15 protein-coding genes and 3 tRNA genes are annotated in these 15078 nt (G+C 71.8%); 10 read left to right on the top strand and 8 right to left on the bottom strand.

The features are described 5' to 3' along the window. The 4 genes from ACVCAG_RS39225 to ACVCAG_RS39210 are packed head-to-tail and all read right to left on the bottom strand — an operon-like array spanning position 1 to position 3453. Positions 1-1251 carry a DUF6365 family protein gene (locus ACVCAG_RS39225; protein ID WP_440087996.1) on the bottom strand — a complete coding sequence of 417 codons (1251 nt, stop codon included), beginning with the start codon at positions 1249-1251 and terminating at the stop codon, positions 1-3. Continuing rightward, the gene (locus ACVCAG_RS39220; RefSeq protein WP_440088094.1) at positions 1248-2066 is read right to left on the bottom strand and encodes a sugar phosphate nucleotidyltransferase; all 819 of its coding nucleotides are present in this window, start codon (positions 2064-2066) and stop codon (positions 1248-1250) included. The genes ACVCAG_RS39225 and ACVCAG_RS39220 overlap by 4 nt, the downstream gene beginning before the upstream one ends. A 5-nt stretch (positions 2067-2071) precedes the next feature. Continuing rightward, positions 2072-3193 carry a radical SAM protein gene (locus ACVCAG_RS39215; protein WP_440087995.1) on the bottom strand — a complete coding sequence of 374 codons (1122 nt, stop codon included), beginning with the start codon at positions 3191-3193 and terminating at the stop codon, positions 2072-2074. 35 nt (positions 3194-3228) lie between these two features. Beyond that, complete coding sequence (locus ACVCAG_RS39210; RefSeq protein ID WP_435290283.1) at positions 3229-3453, bottom strand: hypothetical protein; 225 nt, start codon at positions 3451-3453, stop codon at positions 3229-3231. Between the two features lie 301 nt (positions 3454-3754). On the opposite strand from ACVCAG_RS39210, the gene ACVCAG_RS39205 reads away from it, so the two are divergent. Then, on the top strand, positions 3755-4873 hold the full coding sequence (locus ACVCAG_RS39205) for a hypothetical protein (RefSeq protein ID WP_440087994.1): 1119 nt from the start codon (positions 3755-3757) through the stop codon (positions 4871-4873). On the opposite strand, the gene ACVCAG_RS39200 is transcribed toward ACVCAG_RS39205, so the two are convergent. Then, positions 4850-5821 carry an alpha/beta hydrolase fold domain-containing protein gene (locus ACVCAG_RS39200; RefSeq protein ID WP_440087992.1) on the bottom strand — a complete coding sequence of 324 codons (972 nt, stop codon included), beginning with the start codon at positions 5819-5821 and terminating at the stop codon, positions 4850-4852. The two genes, ACVCAG_RS39205 and ACVCAG_RS39200, sit on opposite strands and share 24 nt — an antisense overlap. An 810-nt stretch (positions 5822-6631) precedes the next feature. Between ACVCAG_RS39200 and ACVCAG_RS39195 the strand changes: the two genes are divergently transcribed. From ACVCAG_RS39195 to ACVCAG_RS39185, 3 genes are all read left to right on the top strand, one after another. Further along, a tRNA-Gly gene (locus ACVCAG_RS39195) sits at positions 6632-6703 on the top strand. Positions 6704-6823: 120 nt separating this feature from the next. Then, positions 6824-6896, top strand: a tRNA-Pro gene (locus ACVCAG_RS39190). 147 nt (positions 6897-7043) lie between these two features. Continuing rightward, positions 7044-7116, top strand: a tRNA-Leu gene (locus ACVCAG_RS39185). 64 nt (positions 7117-7180) lie between these two features. Here the strand turns inward: ACVCAG_RS39185 and ACVCAG_RS39180 are convergent. Beyond that, positions 7181-7684, bottom strand: coding sequence for an NUDIX domain-containing protein (locus ACVCAG_RS39180; protein ID WP_440087991.1), 504 nt, complete (start codon positions 7682-7684; stop codon positions 7181-7183). 150 nt (positions 7685-7834) lie between these two features. Further along, positions 7835-8125 carry a hypothetical protein gene (locus ACVCAG_RS39175; protein WP_440087990.1) on the bottom strand — a complete coding sequence of 97 codons (291 nt, stop codon included), beginning with the start codon at positions 8123-8125 and terminating at the stop codon, positions 7835-7837. A 148-nt stretch (positions 8126-8273) separates the two neighbouring features. Here ACVCAG_RS39175 and ACVCAG_RS39170 point away from each other — a divergent pair, with 148 nt between their 5' ends. The 4 genes from ACVCAG_RS39170 to ACVCAG_RS39155 are packed head-to-tail and all read left to right on the top strand — an operon-like array spanning position 8274 to position 11764. After that, complete coding sequence (locus tag ACVCAG_RS39170) at positions 8274-9074, top strand: alpha/beta fold hydrolase (RefSeq protein WP_440087989.1); 801 nt, start codon at positions 8274-8276, stop codon at positions 9072-9074. Continuing rightward, positions 9074-10324, top strand: coding sequence for a SpoIIE family protein phosphatase (locus ACVCAG_RS39165; RefSeq protein ID WP_440087987.1), 1251 nt, complete (start codon positions 9074-9076; stop codon positions 10322-10324). Before ACVCAG_RS39170 ends, ACVCAG_RS39165 begins: the two co-directional genes overlap by 1 nt. Then, positions 10321-10776, top strand: a complete 456-nt coding sequence (locus tag ACVCAG_RS39160; protein WP_447191338.1) for an STAS domain-containing protein — start codon at positions 10321-10323, stop codon at positions 10774-10776. The genes ACVCAG_RS39165 and ACVCAG_RS39160 overlap by 4 nt, the downstream gene beginning before the upstream one ends. Beyond that, positions 10769-11764 (top strand): isopenicillin N synthase family dioxygenase, encoded by a 996-nt coding sequence (locus ACVCAG_RS39155; RefSeq protein ID WP_447191337.1) that lies wholly within the window; start codon positions 10769-10771, stop codon positions 11762-11764. The genes ACVCAG_RS39160 and ACVCAG_RS39155 overlap by 8 nt, the downstream gene beginning before the upstream one ends. A gap of 54 nt (positions 11765-11818) precedes the next feature. Here ACVCAG_RS39155 and ACVCAG_RS39150 read toward each other — a convergent pair whose 3' ends face one another. Next, positions 11819-13102: an ROK family protein gene (locus tag ACVCAG_RS39150; RefSeq protein WP_440087982.1), complete on the bottom strand. Its 1284-nt coding sequence runs from the start codon at positions 13100-13102 to the stop codon at positions 11819-11821. Between the two features lie 242 nt (positions 13103-13344). On the opposite strand from ACVCAG_RS39150, the gene ACVCAG_RS39145 reads away from it, so the two are divergent. Next, positions 13345-14658: an ROK family protein gene (locus ACVCAG_RS39145; protein ID WP_440087980.1), complete on the top strand. Its 1314-nt coding sequence runs from the start codon at positions 13345-13347 to the stop codon at positions 14656-14658. A 232-nt stretch (positions 14659-14890) separates the two neighbouring features. Continuing rightward, positions 14891-15078, top strand: a 188-nt coding sequence (locus ACVCAG_RS39140) for an ATP-binding cassette domain-containing protein (RefSeq protein WP_440087978.1), incomplete at its 3' end; no start/stop codon positions are given.

Genomic DNA, 15078 nt, shown 5'->3' with positions numbered 1-15078 from the left:
TCACACCAGGCCCAGGCGGCTCGCCGCCGAGGCGAAGACCTCGGGGGTGCCGGGATGATCGGTCAGCTTCTCCAGGTACGCGGCCCGTTCGCGCGCCAGATCGTCCTGGACCCCGCGGTCGTACAGCACCCCGTGCAGCGCCGACAGCACGGCGGGCTCGTCGAGCAGCTCGGCGTGGGCGAACGTCGACATGTAGGGGTTGTTCGCCAGGATGGGGTCGAGGAAGCCGTGGAACCCCAGCGGCCACATCCGGAACGGATACATGGGCAGGGTCCGCGACAGCCACGACCGCACGTCCTCCGACAGGCCGCCCAGCTCCGCCTCCACCCGGTCGATGTCCGGCTTATCCGGTACGTCGAATTTGTTGGTCAGCACCAGCCCGGGGATGTCGGACAGCACCGCCCTGGCCAGGGTGGTGGCGGGCAGGTTGAGCGTCAGGACCAGGTCGACCGAGCCCAGCAGCACGTTGAACCGGTGCGGAGAACACGCCGGGATGACGTGCGCGCGGTCGGCCAGCCCCGCCAGCACCGTCGGCACGCTGCCCACGAACACGAAGCGGGCACTGGGCGGCAGCTGCCGCAGGTAGTGCACCATCAGCTCGGGGACCTGGTCGGCCAGCCGGTCGCCGTTCTCGTCGGCGTACTTGTCCTGCTGCCAGCCGGCCACCGCGAGCAGCACCATCCGGTCCTCCTGCGCCATGCCGAACGTCTCGCGCAGGTGGTGGCGGGTGCGGCGGCTGACCCGCTCGTTGCCCTCCCACAGCCGGAACGGGTACGCGCCCGGCTCCGGTTCGAGGTGGCAGATCGGGGCCGGGCGCAGGTGGGCGGGCATGTCCATGATCTTCCGGCTGACGCCCATCGACTTGCCGTGGAAGACGTCCACCGCGAAGTCGGTTCCGGCCCACTCCCAGATGTCGATCGGCATGATCGGCAGGCCGTACCGCTCGATGAACCACGGGTCGACGCCGTAGCGCTTGGGGAACACGCCGCAGTAGGTGAAGTAGTCGGACAGGATGATCGCGTCCGGGCGGAACTCGCGGACCGTCTCGTCCACCAGCAGCGTCGCGAACGCGCGCATCGAGTTGTCGAGCACCAGGTACGGGAACCCGCTGCCGCGCAGCAGCCTCTCCGACATGGGCTCGACGATGAAGAAGCACTCGATCCCGGCCGGCTTGAGCTGGCGGGCCAGCGACATGCCGATGAGCGTCTCGCCGTACCCGGCGCTGCTCATCGCGAAGAACAGGAGTCTCACGGGCTCACCGCCAGAAGTGAGGGGCCCTCCAGGGACCTGCGGACGCCGAACGGCGTGCCGACGTCCTGGAACGTGCCGCCGGGGAACTCGGCCGCCCGGACCCGCAGGCCGTTGCGGACCGCCAGGTCGAAGTAGTGCCCGAGCACCGGCTCACCCGCGGGACCGCCCGCGGTGCCGTTCACCGTGCCGTTCACCGTGCCGTTCACCGTGCCCCGGCCGATGTCCCGGAGCAGTTCCTCGTGCAGGAGCCTCGCGAAGGCGTCCCCCCAGATCGCCGCGCCCCAGGTGTTCATGACAGGCGGGTCGGCGGGCTTGTCGAAGACCCGGTGCACGCGGTCCCCGCGCACGACCACCGGGCCCAGCCGGTGCGCGTCGGGCGTGGGGAAGACCGCGAGCGCGAGGTCCGCGCCCGTCCGCTCGTAGACGCCGAGCAGCCGCGACAGCGCGTCGGACGGGGTGAAGATCGTGTCGGGCATGACGAACACGACGTCGCGTCCCCTGGTCCACCCGTGGGCCAGGTCGAGCGCGCAGGCCAGGCCGCGCGCCTCCTCCTGGAAGAGGTAGGCGACGTCGACGCCGAGGTGGCGCCCGTCCCCGATGTAGGAGACGACCTCCAGCTTCCAGGGGGCCACCACCAGGATCGCGCTGGCGACCCCCGCTCCCGCCAGCGACTCCAGCGCGTACTCCGCGACGGGACGCAGCCGGGCGCCGCCCTCGGCGGGCTCGTACACGATGGGCAGCAGTTCCTTGGGGTAGCGGAGCGGGGCCATCCGGGTGCCCCGGCCGGCGGCGGGTACGAGTCCGACGAGGTTCATGCTCGTCACATGCCACTCCTTACTGGTTGGGGAGCGTCGATCAGCGGCAGGGGGACACCGACCACGGACACGGGAGCGCCGGGCGCGGGCTGGGCGGGGCCCGCCGGGCCGCCGGGCGCGGGCCGCCGCGGGTCCGGCGCCCGCTCGCCGAACCGGACCAGCCGGACGGCGTCGATCAGCTCGCGCTGGAACGGGTCGGCGGCGATCTCGCGCAGCCTGGCCCGCCCGTCGAGCGAGCGGAGCAGCTTGTAGCAGAGGTCGCAGCCGTTGGTGAAGTTCGTCCCCTTGAACAGCTTGCGCACCGCGGGGGAGGACGCGACCATCCGTGCCACGCCCTGCGGCCCGTACACGCGCAGGAACTGGTACTCGTAGTTGTGGTCGGCGTCGTCGAGGATCTCCCGGAACGACTTCTCGTGCAGGTTGCCCATGAAGTAGGCCAGGTCCGACAGCGTGACGTAGGCCCCGGCCTTGCCGATGTGGCAGGCCGACAGGTCGCCGTTCGGATTGATCAGCGGGGTCTCCAGATAGCAGGAGGCCGAGAAGTTCTCCGGGTCGGGGGGGACGCCCACCTGGTGGGCCGTCTTGATGAACGGCGTGGGGATCACCCGGTCCACGTGCACTCGCACCCGGTCCTCGAAGCGCCGGTACAGGCTCCGGATCTGCTCCTCCTCGTGGTCCTCCGCGATGGTGATGCACAGGCTGATCTCCGGGATCTCCCGGGCGATCGCCCCTTCGATCACGTTGACCACGTGCTGGGTGGGCACGCGTTCCTGGTGGTAGACGTCGGTGCTGAGGAACAGCCGGGTCAGGCCGGGCAACTGCCCGAGGATCTTGTCCACCGCGGCGGGCGAGCGTCCCCAGAAGCTGCTGGTGAACACCGAGATCCGCGGTGCGCCGGGATGGCCGGCGGCGGCCCCGACCCCGGACTTGAGCATCCGGAACCGTTGGAAGGGCTCGCCGCCGGTGAAGATGATCTCCGGGATGCCGCTGTCGCACGCCTGTGCCACCCAGCGCCCGATGTCGTCCGCGGTCGGCTGGCGGTCCCGCGTGGAGCCGGTGAAACCGCAGTGCCGGCAGCCTACGGTGCAGATCTCGGTGACGCTGACCAGTATCGAGTTGAAGTGCACGACACCCCCTGGAGAGCTAGTAGTGGCCGCGCGGTTTAGTAGTAGCCACCACCACCGGGCTCCTTGACGGGAACCGTGTGCGCCTGGACGGCGGGCTGGAGCAGGCCGGCACCGGCCAGTTCCTTGATCTGGTCGATCTGGTCGGTGCCGAGGCTGTACTCGGTGGCGACCGACTCGGGGTTGCTGAGCAGCTGCTCGGCGAACGCCGGGTCGGATGCGGCGCGCTGCACGAGATCGCGGACGCGTGGAGACTCGCTCATTGGTCCCTCCCATGGGACGGGGTTTCGTGGGCCGGTCGGGCTTCCCACGTGATCAAGTTACGAATCCGGCGCTCCCCGAACCACCGCCTGGCAGGCGTATTCCGGGCCGGACGGGAGACGGAGGGACCGGTGCCGGACGGCTGATCGCCGCGTCCCCGCGGACAGGACGGCGCGGGCCTCGGCCTACGCGTACGGCCGACCGGCCTAGATTTCCGCGGGAACGGCCTAAGCGGCCGCGCGGGGTGGCCCGTCCGTTCCGCCGGGCGACCGCCGCGCGGCGCGGGCGGCGTACCGTCAGGGCATGCTCAGGCTCGGCGAGCTCGACGCCCTGCGGCGGCAACGCGGGAGGTCGGCGCTGCTCCTCATCACCGACCGCTGCCCCGTCGGCTGCGCCCACTGCTCGGTCGACTCCCGCACCGACGGCCCGCGCATCACCGACCACGCCCTCTTCGAGGAGATGGTCGAGGGGCTCTGCGCGGACGAGGACCTGCGGGTCGTCGGCGTCTCCGGCGGGGAGCCGTTCACGGAGCGGCGCGGGCTCACCTACGCCGCCCGGAGGATCCACGAGTCGGGCAAGGCGCTCGTCCCCTACACCAGCGGTCACTGGGGGGCCGGGGGAGATCCCCCCGGATGGATCCGGTCCGTCCTGGGCAGGTCGGCCTGCGTCGTCCTGGGCGTCGACGCCCACCACACGAGCCCGCGCGCCGCCGTGGCCGCCGCGGCCCGAGCCGTCGCGGACGCGGGCGCGTGGCTCGTGGCCCAGGTGCTGGACGACCCCGCCCAGATCGAGGACGCGCGTGATCTCCTCGCGGGCGCGCTGGGGGCCGGATGGCCCGATCGCGCCGAGATCCACCCGGTCGCGCCCCTGCCGTACGGCCGCGCCCGGGGCCTGTTCCCCGCTCCCCGCCGCGTGACCGGCGAGCGGCTCGGCCGGTGTGCGATCGCGCACACCCCGACGGTCCGCTACGACGGGCGGATCTCGGCCTGCTGCGACGAGAACGTCATCATGGGGGCCGGGCCCCCGGACCTGCATCGCCTGGCCGGCGACCGCGAGGGGGTGCGCCGGGCGCTCGCCGACCTCGCCGCCGACCCGTTCCTCGCGGTGCTGGGCTCACTGGGCACCGGAGCGCTGACCGCGCTGCCTCGCTACCGTGACCTCGCCCACCGGGAGTTCTCCGGCATCTGCGGGATCTGCCGGCACATGCTGAGGCGCGCCGGCGGCGAGCGCGACCCGCTCCTTCGCGCGCTGGCGCTGATCCCGCCGCCCGGCTCCCCGGGAACCTCGCCGCCGGACCCTCCGGAGGTCGCGCCGGCGGGGTCCCCGCCGGCCTCCCCGGGAACCCCGCCCGCCAGGGAGATGCGGGCCTCGCCGCCGCCGCGGCGGGCGGGCGGGCCGTCAGCCGAACAGGGCCCTGCGTAGCGCGACCACCCGCTCGGCGGCGGCCTGGCGGCTGATCTCCGCCTCGGGGATCATCGCGTCGAAGCCGTGGAAGGCCCCCGGATGGAGGTGGAACTCGGTGGAGACGCCCGCCCGCACCAGCCGCAGGGCGTAGTCGAAGCACTCGTCCCTGAAGACCTCCAACTCGCCGACGTCGATGTACGCCGGAGGCAGGCCCGACAGGTCGGACGCCCTGGCCGGGGCCGCGTACGGGGAGACGTCGTCGCCGCCCGCCCGCTCGCCCAGCAGAGCCTTCCAGCCCAGCAGGTTCGCCGCCCGGTTCCACACGATCGCCTCGACGAACTCGTGGCTGGAGGGGGAGGTGTTGCGGTCGTCCAGCATCGGGCAGATCAGGAGCTGGAACGCCAGGGCCGGGCCGCCGCGGTCGCGCGCGAGCAACACGGTTCCCGCGGCGAGGCCGCCTCCCGCGCTGATCCCGCTCACCGCGATGCGCTCCGGGTCGATGCCCAGCTCGGCGGCGTTCTTGGCGGTCCACACCAGGCCCGCGTAGCAGTCTTCGACCGGCGCCGGGTCCGGGTTCTCCGGCGCGAGGCGATAGTCGACCGAGACGATCACGCATCCCAGCTCGGCGACGTACTCGTTGAGGCGCGCGTCCTCCATCTCGACGTCGCCCATGACCATCCCGCCGCCGTGGATCCAGTACAGACCGGGGACGGCACCCTCCTGCCCGGCCGGGCGGTAGATCCGCAGCCGGATGTCGGGATCGCCGTCGGGGCCCGGGACCGTCCGGTCCTCGATCGTGACCCGCTCGTCCGGAGCGAGCGGGGCCATCGCCGCACGCGCCGCGTCCATCTGGACCCGGAGGCCGGGCAGGTCCTCCGGCCGCAGGGCGCCGAGGTCCATGGCGGGCAGGGGGTTCGCCTCGAGGACGGCGGCCAGTCCGGGATCGATATTGGGATGAAGCGCCATGTCACTCACCTAATCAGAAGAAGAGAGGGGCCGGTTCGCGCGATCGGCTCCTTCCGTCGATCATGCGTGAGCCCCGCACTCCCTCACAACCGCAAGGTGGCCGCGATGGGGGACCCGCCGCCCGCCAACCGGCGGGCGGCGGGCTGCGGGCGAGAACCGGTGTGACTCCGCGTCGATCGTGCGGGCACCCGCGACCGCGACCGCGGGCGGCGGCGTGCGCGGGTACCGGCGAGACGGATCCGGCCGCCCCGGACCCGTGGCGCGAAGGTCGCCGAGACGGGCCGAGCCCATCCGAATCCATCCGAGCCCATCCGAGCCCATCCGAGCCCATCCGAGCCGGTCCGAGCCGGTCCGGCATGACCGCGACCGGTGAATTCCACATCGGTCGCGAGAAACGCCGTCGACGGAAAGGGCGGATAAAACCATTGGCGCCGGAGGCCGCCTTTGCCCTTCAATGGAGAAAAGCCGGAGCACCCGCTCCGCACTCTGGAGAGGAACGACGGTGAATTACGGCGCATCACCGGTGTGGCAGGGAGGGCTTGAGGCGTTCCCGCTGCTCGGCGGCAGTGTTCCGGCCCCCGGACGGCCAGGTGGATGACCCTCGCGAGGGAAACCACCGAGCCGCCCGAGACACCGGTCCAGGCGGTTTCTTCATTTCCGGAACCAGACGACACCGCTTTGACCACCGCGGGCGGGAGCCTGTCTCCCGATTTCGACAAATCCACAGTGCAGCACGTTGAACACGAATTCGTTCACGCACTCTCCCCGGAGGGCGCGAAAGGATTCACCCCGGGAGATTCCCGGAGACACGCCGCAGAGGCCGAATCGGTAAGGCAGCCGGCTTCCACCCGGCAGGACGGGGTTCGAACCCCCGCTGCGGCTCTGCCCTCGCGGGAGCGGGGCATGGGACTGGGACTCGGCGACGGGAGTGGCGACCCCCGCCCGGTCGGCAGGACCGCGGCGCGTCCGGTACGGCCCACGCCAGCCGGCCCGGACGCGTGACGGGGCGTAGCTCAGCAGGAAGAGCATCCGGCCAGGGACCGGAAGGCCGCAGGTTCGAGCCCTGCCGTTCCGACGACACGAACAATGCGGGGAAACGGGCGACACGAGCACGAGCAGCACAGCGAGACGAGCATGACGAGCGAGAGGAGCGGCACGGCAGCACGAGCAGTACAAGCAGTACGGCGACATCGTGACACCGGCGTGCCGCGAGGCACGCCCGGCCGCTCTGGCCCAACGGCAGAGGCACCAGGTTCAGGACCTGGGTGATCAGGGTTCGAATCCCTGGGGCGGCACGCGACACGGCGACGGGCGGGTGCCCGAGTGCTCGGGCACCCGCCCGTCGCCGCCGGCCCGGCACTACTCGTCGTGGTGCCAGGGGAGCAGGATGGGTTCGGCGGGGAGGTCTCCAGCCAGAAAACCGGCCAGCAGGGTCCCCAGGCCGAGGGGGAAGACCGCTTCGCGGGTGGTCAGGAGGTCGTGCCGGGTCCACCAGCGGTGCGCCGAGATCACCGAGCGCTCCAGTTCCTCCTGTCCCGAGACGTCGACGGTGTGTTCGCCGACGCGCAGGAAGAAGAACGAGTCGACCGCGGCGACCCGGATGTCGCCGAACCAGGTGAGGCCGGAGGAGCGGGCCACGACGGACCCCATGTGTTCTTCCGTGACCTCCAGTCCCGTCTCCTCGCGCAGTTCGCGGACCGCCGCGGCGACCAGCGTCTCACCGTCGTCCACTCCTCCGCCCGGCGTGATCCAGTAGTGCTCGACGGGCCACTGGGCGGGTGCGGGATACCGGAACAGCAGGAGGCGCTCGTCGGCGTCGACCAGCAGGATCCGGGCACTGGAACGTGAGATGGGGGCGGTCACGTCCCCGATCGTAGAAGGGATCGCCCAGCCCTGCCCCGCCCCAGCCTCGCATTGTCCCGCCCCCGACTCGCGGTGCGGCTTCTCGCACACTCGCCCTCGGCGGGAGTCCGGCCCTTCGCGCGCCCGTCCTCAGGGAGAGCGCGCCCGTCCTCAGGGAGAAAGGCGACGCGAGGTGTCCGCGACCAGCTGGAGCACGACCGGTGCGAGGTCAGGCCGTGCGTGCAGCATCTCCTCCAGGCGTACTCGCCAGGCCGCCGTCTCGGCCGGCCAGGCCTCCTCGCGTTGCAGGCGTAGCCGCGTCTCGGAAAGTCTCGTCTGGTGCGTGGCGCCGAGAGAGCGCCCGAGCATGTCGCTGAGCCACCAGTAGACGTTGCCGTCGGCGGCGTTGACGAAGGTACGCGCGCCCTCCCAGGCCACGCGCGGATGGTGAACGACGTCCATGGCCGGACCGTACGCCCGGTCCCGCCATCCCACAAGGGCCGGTGCGAGCGAGTGCCCGGCCGGGCGGACGCCGGTTCGGTCCGGGTCGCGGTCCCGGCGGTGCGGCCGGATTCTCCTGCGGGGTCACGGCAGGTGGAAAGATGGGCCAATGGGTGCAAAGAGCAGAAACAACGTGGTGATGGTCGGCAAGGAAGACGGACCGCTGCTGATGCTCGCGCACGGGTTCGGCTGCGACCAGAACATGTGGCGCCTGGTGGTGCCCACGCTGGCCGAGAGGTTTCGCCTGGTGCTGTTCGACCACGTCGGGATGGGCCGGTCGGACCTGTCGGCCTGGCAGGCCGAGCGGTACGCGACCCTGGACGGCTACGCCGACGACGTACTGCGGATCTGCCGGGAACTGGACCTCCGGCAGGTGATCTTCGTCGGGCACTCGGTCAGCGCCATGATCGGAGTGCTGGCCGCGGCACGCGAGCCCGACCGGTTCGCCAAGCTGGTCCTGCTCACCCCCTCGCCGCGCTACCTCGACGACGGCGACTACCGGGGCGGGTTCAGCGAGGCCGACATCGAGGAGTTGCTGGAATCCCTCGACAGCAACTATCTGGGCTGGTCGGCGGCGATGGCACCGGTGATCATGGGAAACCCCGACCGCCCCGAACTGGGCGAGGAGCTGACCAACAGCTTCTGCCGCACCGACCCGATGATCGCGTCCGTCTTCGCGCGCGCCACGTTCCTGTCCGACAACCGCGCAGACCTGGCCAAGGTGAAGCTGCCGACGCTGGTGCTCGAATGCGCCAGCGACGTCATCGCCCCCCGGGAGGTGGGGGCGTTCGTGCACGCCCGGATTCCCGGAAGCCGGCTGGTCACCCTGGACGCCGTCGGGCACTGTCCGCAGCTGAGCGCCCCGCAGGCCACCGCCCAGGCGATCGCCTCCTTCGCGGCCGACCGGTGATGTCGGGCACCGGGGCCGTTCCCGGACCGACTGATTCCGGTAACCACAGCGTCCCGCGGGCACGGTTCAACGCGCTGCTGGAGGACAGCGCCGAGGACCTGTACGAGAACGCGCCGTGCGGTTACCTGTCCACTCTCCTGGACGGTCAGATCGCCAAAATCAACACCACGCTGCTGACCTGGCTCGGCTACACCCGCGACCAGCTGGTGGGCCGGCGTCGCTTCAGCGACCTGCTCACCGTCGGCGGCAAGCTGTACCACGAGACGCACTTCGCGCCCCTGCTGCGCATGCAGGGCGAGCTCGGCGGGGTCGCCCTGGACCTGCGGGCCGCCGACGGCACCCGGCTGCCGGTGCTGGTCACCTCGGTCCTCAAGACAGGCACCGACGGCGAGCCCCTGCTGATCCGCACCACCGTCTTCGACGCCCGCGACCGCCGCGCCTACGAACGCGAGCTGCTGCGCGCCCGCCAGGAGGCCGAGCACGAGCGCGAGCGCCTCAAGCGCCTGGTGACCACCCTGCAGCGCAGCCTGCTGCCCGCGGTCCTCCCGGCGGTGCCCGGACTGGAGGCCGCCGCGCACTACCACATCGCCTCCGCCGACCAGGTCGGTGGAGACTTCTACGACCTTTTTCCCCTCGGCGACGGCCGCTGGGGTGCCTTTTTGGGCGATGTGTGCGGCAAGGGGGCCGGAGCCGCGGCGCTGACCTCCCTGACCCGCTACACCCTGCGCGCGGCGGCCGTCCACGCCCCCGACCCCGTCGAGGTGCTGGCCACCCTCAACACCGTGCTGCGCCAGGAGTACACCGGTGACGACCTGCGCTACTGCACTGTCATCTTCTGCCTGCTCACCCCGGACGGCGACGGCTTCACCCTCACCCTCGCCAGCGGCGGCCACCCCGCCGCCCTGCTGATGCGCGCCGACGGCGGGGCCGACTACCGGCCCACCCCCGGCGGCCTGCTCGTCGGAGTCCTGCCCGACGCGCGCTTCGCGGCCACCACCACCAGGCTCGCGCCCGGCGACACCCTGTTGCTCTACACCGACGGCCTGACCGAGGCCCGCGTCGACGCCGAGGGCAACCGCCACAGTGAGGAGGCCCTGCGGGACTTCGCCGCGGCCCTCGCCCCCACCACCGCGACCGGCGCCATCGCCGCGGTGAAGGAGTTGCTGGACTCCTTCGGTGACGGCCTGGACGACGACACCGCCGTCCTGGCCCTCGGCGTTCCCGCCCCGGCCGGCGAGGAGGAGCGATGAGCGAGCTGAGGGTCGCCACCCGCGGCACCGGCACCGGCCCGGTGCTCGAGGTGGCCGGTGAGCTCGACTTTCTCACCGCGCCCCGGCTGCGCGAGGCGCTCCGGAGCATCGCCCCGCTGCCGGGCCAGCGGCTCGTCATCGACCTGGCGGGCCTCACCGCGTGCGACTCCAGCGGCATCACCGTCCTGCTCGTCGCCCGCAACCGTGCCCTGGAGGCCCACGCCGGCATCGTGCTGGCCGCCATCCCCGATCACCTGGCCCGCGTCTTCCGCATCGTGGGCCTCGACCAGGTCTTCGCCGTCTCCCACCCTCTGGAAACGGATTTCCCGGACTCCCACGCCCTCGCGGACCCCGCCGCGGCCGACCCCGACCCCGACCCCGACGCCACCGACCTCGACCCCGACGCCGCTGACGCCGACGCCGACGCCTCGCGGAGACGGACCGATGGGTGATGATGGGCAGGTGGAGCGGCTACCGGTGATCGATGTCAGCGCCCTGGTGCGGGGCGGGTCCCACGCGGAACGCGAGCGGGTCGCCCGCGAGATCGAGCGGGCCTGCCGCGACACCGGGTTCTTCTACGTCTCCGGCCACGGGGTGCCGCCCTCGCTGCTCGACCGCCTCGACACCGCCGCCCGCCGCTTCTTCTCGCTGCCCCCCGAGGTGAAGGCGGAGATCTCCATGGAGCGGGGAGGCCGTGCCTGGCGAGGGTTCTTCCCGGTGGGCGGCGAGCTCACCTCCGGCCGTCCCGACCTGAAGGAGGGCGTCTACTTCGGGACCGAGCTGCCCGAGGACGACCCCCGCGCCCGGCTGCCGCTGCACGGCCGCAACCTGTTTCCCGCCCGGGTGCCCGAGCTGGGCGAGGCGGTCCTCGAATACCTCGACCGGCTCACCGATCTCGGGCAGTCGGTCATGCGTGGCGTCGCGCTCAGCCTCGGGCTCGCGGAGGACTACTTCGCCACCGGCTACACCGCCGACCCCACCGTGCTGTTCCGGATCTTCCACTACCCTCCGGCCCCGCCCGCCTCCGACGGGTGGGGGGTGGGGGAGCACACCGACTACGGCCTGCTCACCCTGCTGGCCCAGGACCGCAACGGGGGGCTCCAGGTGCACGCCGGCCGCGGCTGGATCGAGGCTCCGCCGATCCCCGGCACCTTCGTGTGCAACATCGGCGACATGCTCGACAGGCTCACCGGCGGCTTCTACCGCTCGACCCCGCACCGGGTGCGCAACGTCAGCGGGAACGAGAGGCTGTCGTTCCCGTTCTTCTTCGACCCCGCCTGGGACGCGGAGGTGCCCCCGCTGCCCTCGCGGGAGGCCGCCGGCGGCGGCCGTGCCCGCTGGGACGGCCAGGACCTGCGCGTCTTCACCGGAACCTACGGTGAGTATCTGCTGGCCAAGGTCTCCAAGGTCTTCCCGCGGCTGCGGGAGGACGTGCTCTGACCTCGCGCGAGGGGGACCGCTCCGAGGGGGCCGCTCCGAAGGGGACCGCGAGCCTCAGGCTCCGGAGGGCTGCGGCGCGGGCCTCATGATCGCGGTGGGGTCGTTGACGATCTGGTTGATCACCACGTTCGCGGCACCCCGGGAGGCCGCGCCGAAGCCGTGGTCGGAGGCGACGAAACGGCAGCGGGCCGCGGGGCCCGCGACGACCAGGCGCTCCAGCTCCGCCTGCGCGAAGGGGAGCATCCAGCCGGCCAGGGTGGCGAAGTAACCGCCGACGACGATCACGCGCGGGTTGAAGAGGTTGACCAGTATCGAGCCGCCGAGCCCGAGCCAGCGGCCGACCTCCGCGACCGCGACCAGCGTCTGCCTGTCGCCGGCGGCGAGGTCGCGGGCGATCTCGGCCACCCGCTCCTCGGGATCGGGCACCGGGCCGGAGCCGAGGCCGTACGCCCGCTCGGGGGTCGCCATGCGCACCAGCGCGGCCAGGCCGACCTTCGTCTCCCAGCAGCCGAAGCGCCCGCAGCCGCAGCGCCCGCCACTCGGGTCGACCGGCAGGTGCCCGACCTCGCCGGAGAAGCCGTCCGCCCCGCGCAGCAGCCCGCCGTCCACGATGATGCCGCCGCCCACGCCGACCTCGCCGGTGAGGTAGACCATGTCGGCCGTACCGGCCGCCACCCCGGAGGTGTACTCGGCGAGGGCGGCCAGGTTCGCGTCGTTGTCGACCGTCACCGGCACGCGCAGCGGGCCGAGGGCGGAGGACAGCCGGGCGGCCAGCGGCACGTCGTGCCAGTCGAGGTTGGGGGCGAAGGCCACCACCCCGTGGTCGACGTCGACCAGGCCGGGGACCGCCACCCCGATGCCCGCCGGGGCGGCCCCGGCGCGCGTCATCTCCTCGATGGCGTCACGGGCCGTGAGGCCGAGCTCGCGGAGCGAGCGGCTGGGGCCGCTGCCGGCCGCGTCGAAGCCCAGGCGGCGGTCGACCAGGACGTTGCCTCCGAGGTCGACGCCGTGCACGGCGATGTAGTCGACGTTGAGCTCCAGCCCGAGAGCGCCGATGTGCGCGCCGTGCAACGCCACCGCCCGCCGGGGGCGGCCGACCGCGCCCGCGTGGTCGACGCCCACCTCCTGGACCAGCCGCCGGTCGAGGAGCTCGACCATCAGGTTGGAGACGGTGGCCCGGTGCAGGCCGGTGGCCTCCGCGATGTCGGAGCGGGAGGTGGACCCGTGCTCGCGCAGGTGGCGCAGGACCAGGGAGAGGTTCGTCCGGCGGAGCGAGGCGTGACCCGCGGCCTGGGGCGCGCCGCCCACCGTGCGGGCCTGGTGCTGCTCCTGGATCACACGGTCACCTGGCTTTTATTTGTCTCGGATAGAAATTAATTGGATTTGTAACACAGAGGTGTCCTGGCGCGCACCACGAGCCCGGTAACAACTCGATATCTGTCGTTCGTGTGACGTAACCGGAGTAAATGGGCGATCGTGTTACGAAAACGTTACGTAGATCGAAACGTTTCGGACCTTGCGCCCCCGTCCGAACTGAGCCTTTAATTCGGCCAGTCATGCAAATTAATTGAGGGAGTGGCGTGCACCGTAGCTGGACCGGCAGTCGCAACGGCGGTTCGACGAGCTCGAACAGGTCGGCCGGCACCCCCGCCGACCAGGCCACGGTGCGCCGGTCCAACCTGTCCCTGGTGCTGCGTCACGTCAGCGAGTACGGCCCGCGCTCCAGGTCGGTCGTCGCCATGGAGACCGGCCTGAACAAGACCACGGTCACCAGCCTCGTCAGCGAGCTGCAGGCCCGCGGCCTCCTCAAGGAGATCGGGCCACAGCACGCGGGCGCCGTCGGCCGCCCCGGGCTGGCCCTCGCTCTGGACGGCGCCGGTGTCGGCGCCCTCGGCCTCGAGGTCAACGTCGACTACATCGCCGCCTTCGCCACCGACCTGGGCGGCCGGGTGCTGATCGACCGGCGGGTGAGCTTCGACGCCATGGGCCGCGACTCCGAGCGCTCCCTGACGGAGCTGGCCCGGGTGATAGGGGAGGCGATGGCCGAGCTCGACGTCCTGGAGGTCAGGATCGCCGGGATCACCGTGGCCGTCCCCGGTCTCGTCGACACCGCCACCGGCACCGTGGACGTCGCCCCCAACCTCGGCTGGTACGGCGTCCCCGTGGCGGAGTGGCTGGTCCGCGCCGGAGTGCCCCCGAACGTGCCGATCAGCGTGGACAACGACGCCAACCTGGCGGCCCTCGCCGAGTACACCTCCGGGGTGGCGGCCGGTACGGCCGATCTCGTCTACCTCACCGGCGAGGTGGGCATCGGCGGCGGCGTGATCTCGGGCGGGCGCCTGCTGAGCGGTGCCGACGGCTTCGCCGGCGAGGTGGGCCACGTCATGGTCGACCCCTCCGGCGAGCGCTGCGGCTGCGGCCGGATCGGCTGCTGGGAGACGAAGGTCGGCCTGGCGGCGCTGGTCCGGATGGCCACCCCCGACCACGCCTACGGCATGCACGACGGGGTGATGCGCGACCCGGAGGAGCGGCTGGCCGAGATCGAGCTGCGCTGGGCCGCCGGCGACCCCAGGGTCGACCTGGCCATCGGAGAGGTGGGCCGCTGGCTCGGGCGGGGCTCGGCCACGCTGGTCAACCTCTTCAACCCGCGCGTCATCGTCATCGGCGGCTACTTCGCCAAGCTCGCCGACCGGCTCATCCCGGTCGCGCAGGCGGAGCTGAAGCGGCTGGGCGTGGAGGGATCCGTCGCCCGCTGCGAGTTCGTCGCCTCCGATCTCGGCTTCGGCGCGGCCTCGCGCGGCGCCGCCGGGATCGTCACGGAGAGGGTGCTCTCCAACCCCACCGCCATCGATGTCCGCCTGGCGACACCGGCACCCGAGAAGGAGCGCGAATGAGACGCCATACCTCGTGAGAACCCGGTATCGCCCCCTGAGCATCCCGTCCGTCCGACCGGAAAACCGGATTCGTGACGCCGTCGTTCACGCCGACCTCGGCGGCGCCACGCTGGTGCTGTCCGGCCCGGCCGGACGGGCGGGATCCCTTTTGTCGACTAAGTCCCTTTTGTCATAGAAGTTCGCAGCAAAATCCCCATCGAGATTCTGTCGTGAAGATCCACGGAGGCCCCCCATGCCGGAGCCGTCAACCGACTCGGCACCCCTCCTCGTGATGCGAGGAATCGTCAAGCAGTTCCCCGGAGTGCGCGCCCTCGACGGCGTCGACCTGGAGGTCCGCGCGGGCGAGGTGCACTGCCTGCTCGGCCAGAACGGCGCCGGGAAGTCCACGCTGATCAAGACTCTGGCGGGCGCTCACCAGCC

The organism is Streptosporangium sp. G12 (genome assembly GCF_052983175.1).
The sequence above is the reverse complement of the archived record's forward strand: the minus strand, read 5'-3'. Positions and strand labels throughout refer to the sequence as shown.

Bases quoted from the DNA above. Each gene is read 5' to 3' on its own strand.
- ACVCAG_RS39205 (WP_440087994.1), top strand. From the start codon at position 3,755: ATGCTCAGGCTCGGCGAGCTCGACGCCCTGCGGCGGCAACGCGGGAGG.
- ACVCAG_RS39210 (WP_435290283.1), bottom strand. From the start codon at position 3,453: ATGAGCGAGTCTCCACGCGTCCGCGATCTCGTGCAGCGCGCCGCATCC.
- ACVCAG_RS39165 (WP_440087987.1), top strand. From the start codon at position 9,074: ATGTCGGGCACCGGGGCCGTTCCCGGACCGACTGATTCCGGTAACCAC.
- ACVCAG_RS39155 (WP_447191337.1), top strand. From the start codon at position 10,769: ATGGGTGATGATGGGCAGGTGGAGCGGCTACCGGTGATCGATGTCAGC.
- ACVCAG_RS39220 (WP_440088094.1), bottom strand. From the start codon at position 2,066: ATGAACCTCGTCGGACTCGTACCCGCCGCCGGCCGGGGCACCCGGATG.
- ACVCAG_RS39200 (WP_440087992.1), bottom strand. From the start codon at position 5,821: ATGGCGCTTCATCCCAATATCGATCCCGGACTGGCCGCCGTCCTCGAG.
- ACVCAG_RS39175 (WP_440087990.1), bottom strand. From the start codon at position 8,125: ATGGACGTCGTTCACCATCCGCGCGTGGCCTGGGAGGGCGCGCGTACC.
- ACVCAG_RS39170 (WP_440087989.1), top strand. From the start codon at position 8,274: ATGGGTGCAAAGAGCAGAAACAACGTGGTGATGGTCGGCAAGGAAGAC.
- ACVCAG_RS39160 (WP_447191338.1), top strand. From the start codon at position 10,321: ATGAGCGAGCTGAGGGTCGCCACCCGCGGCACCGGCACCGGCCCGGTG.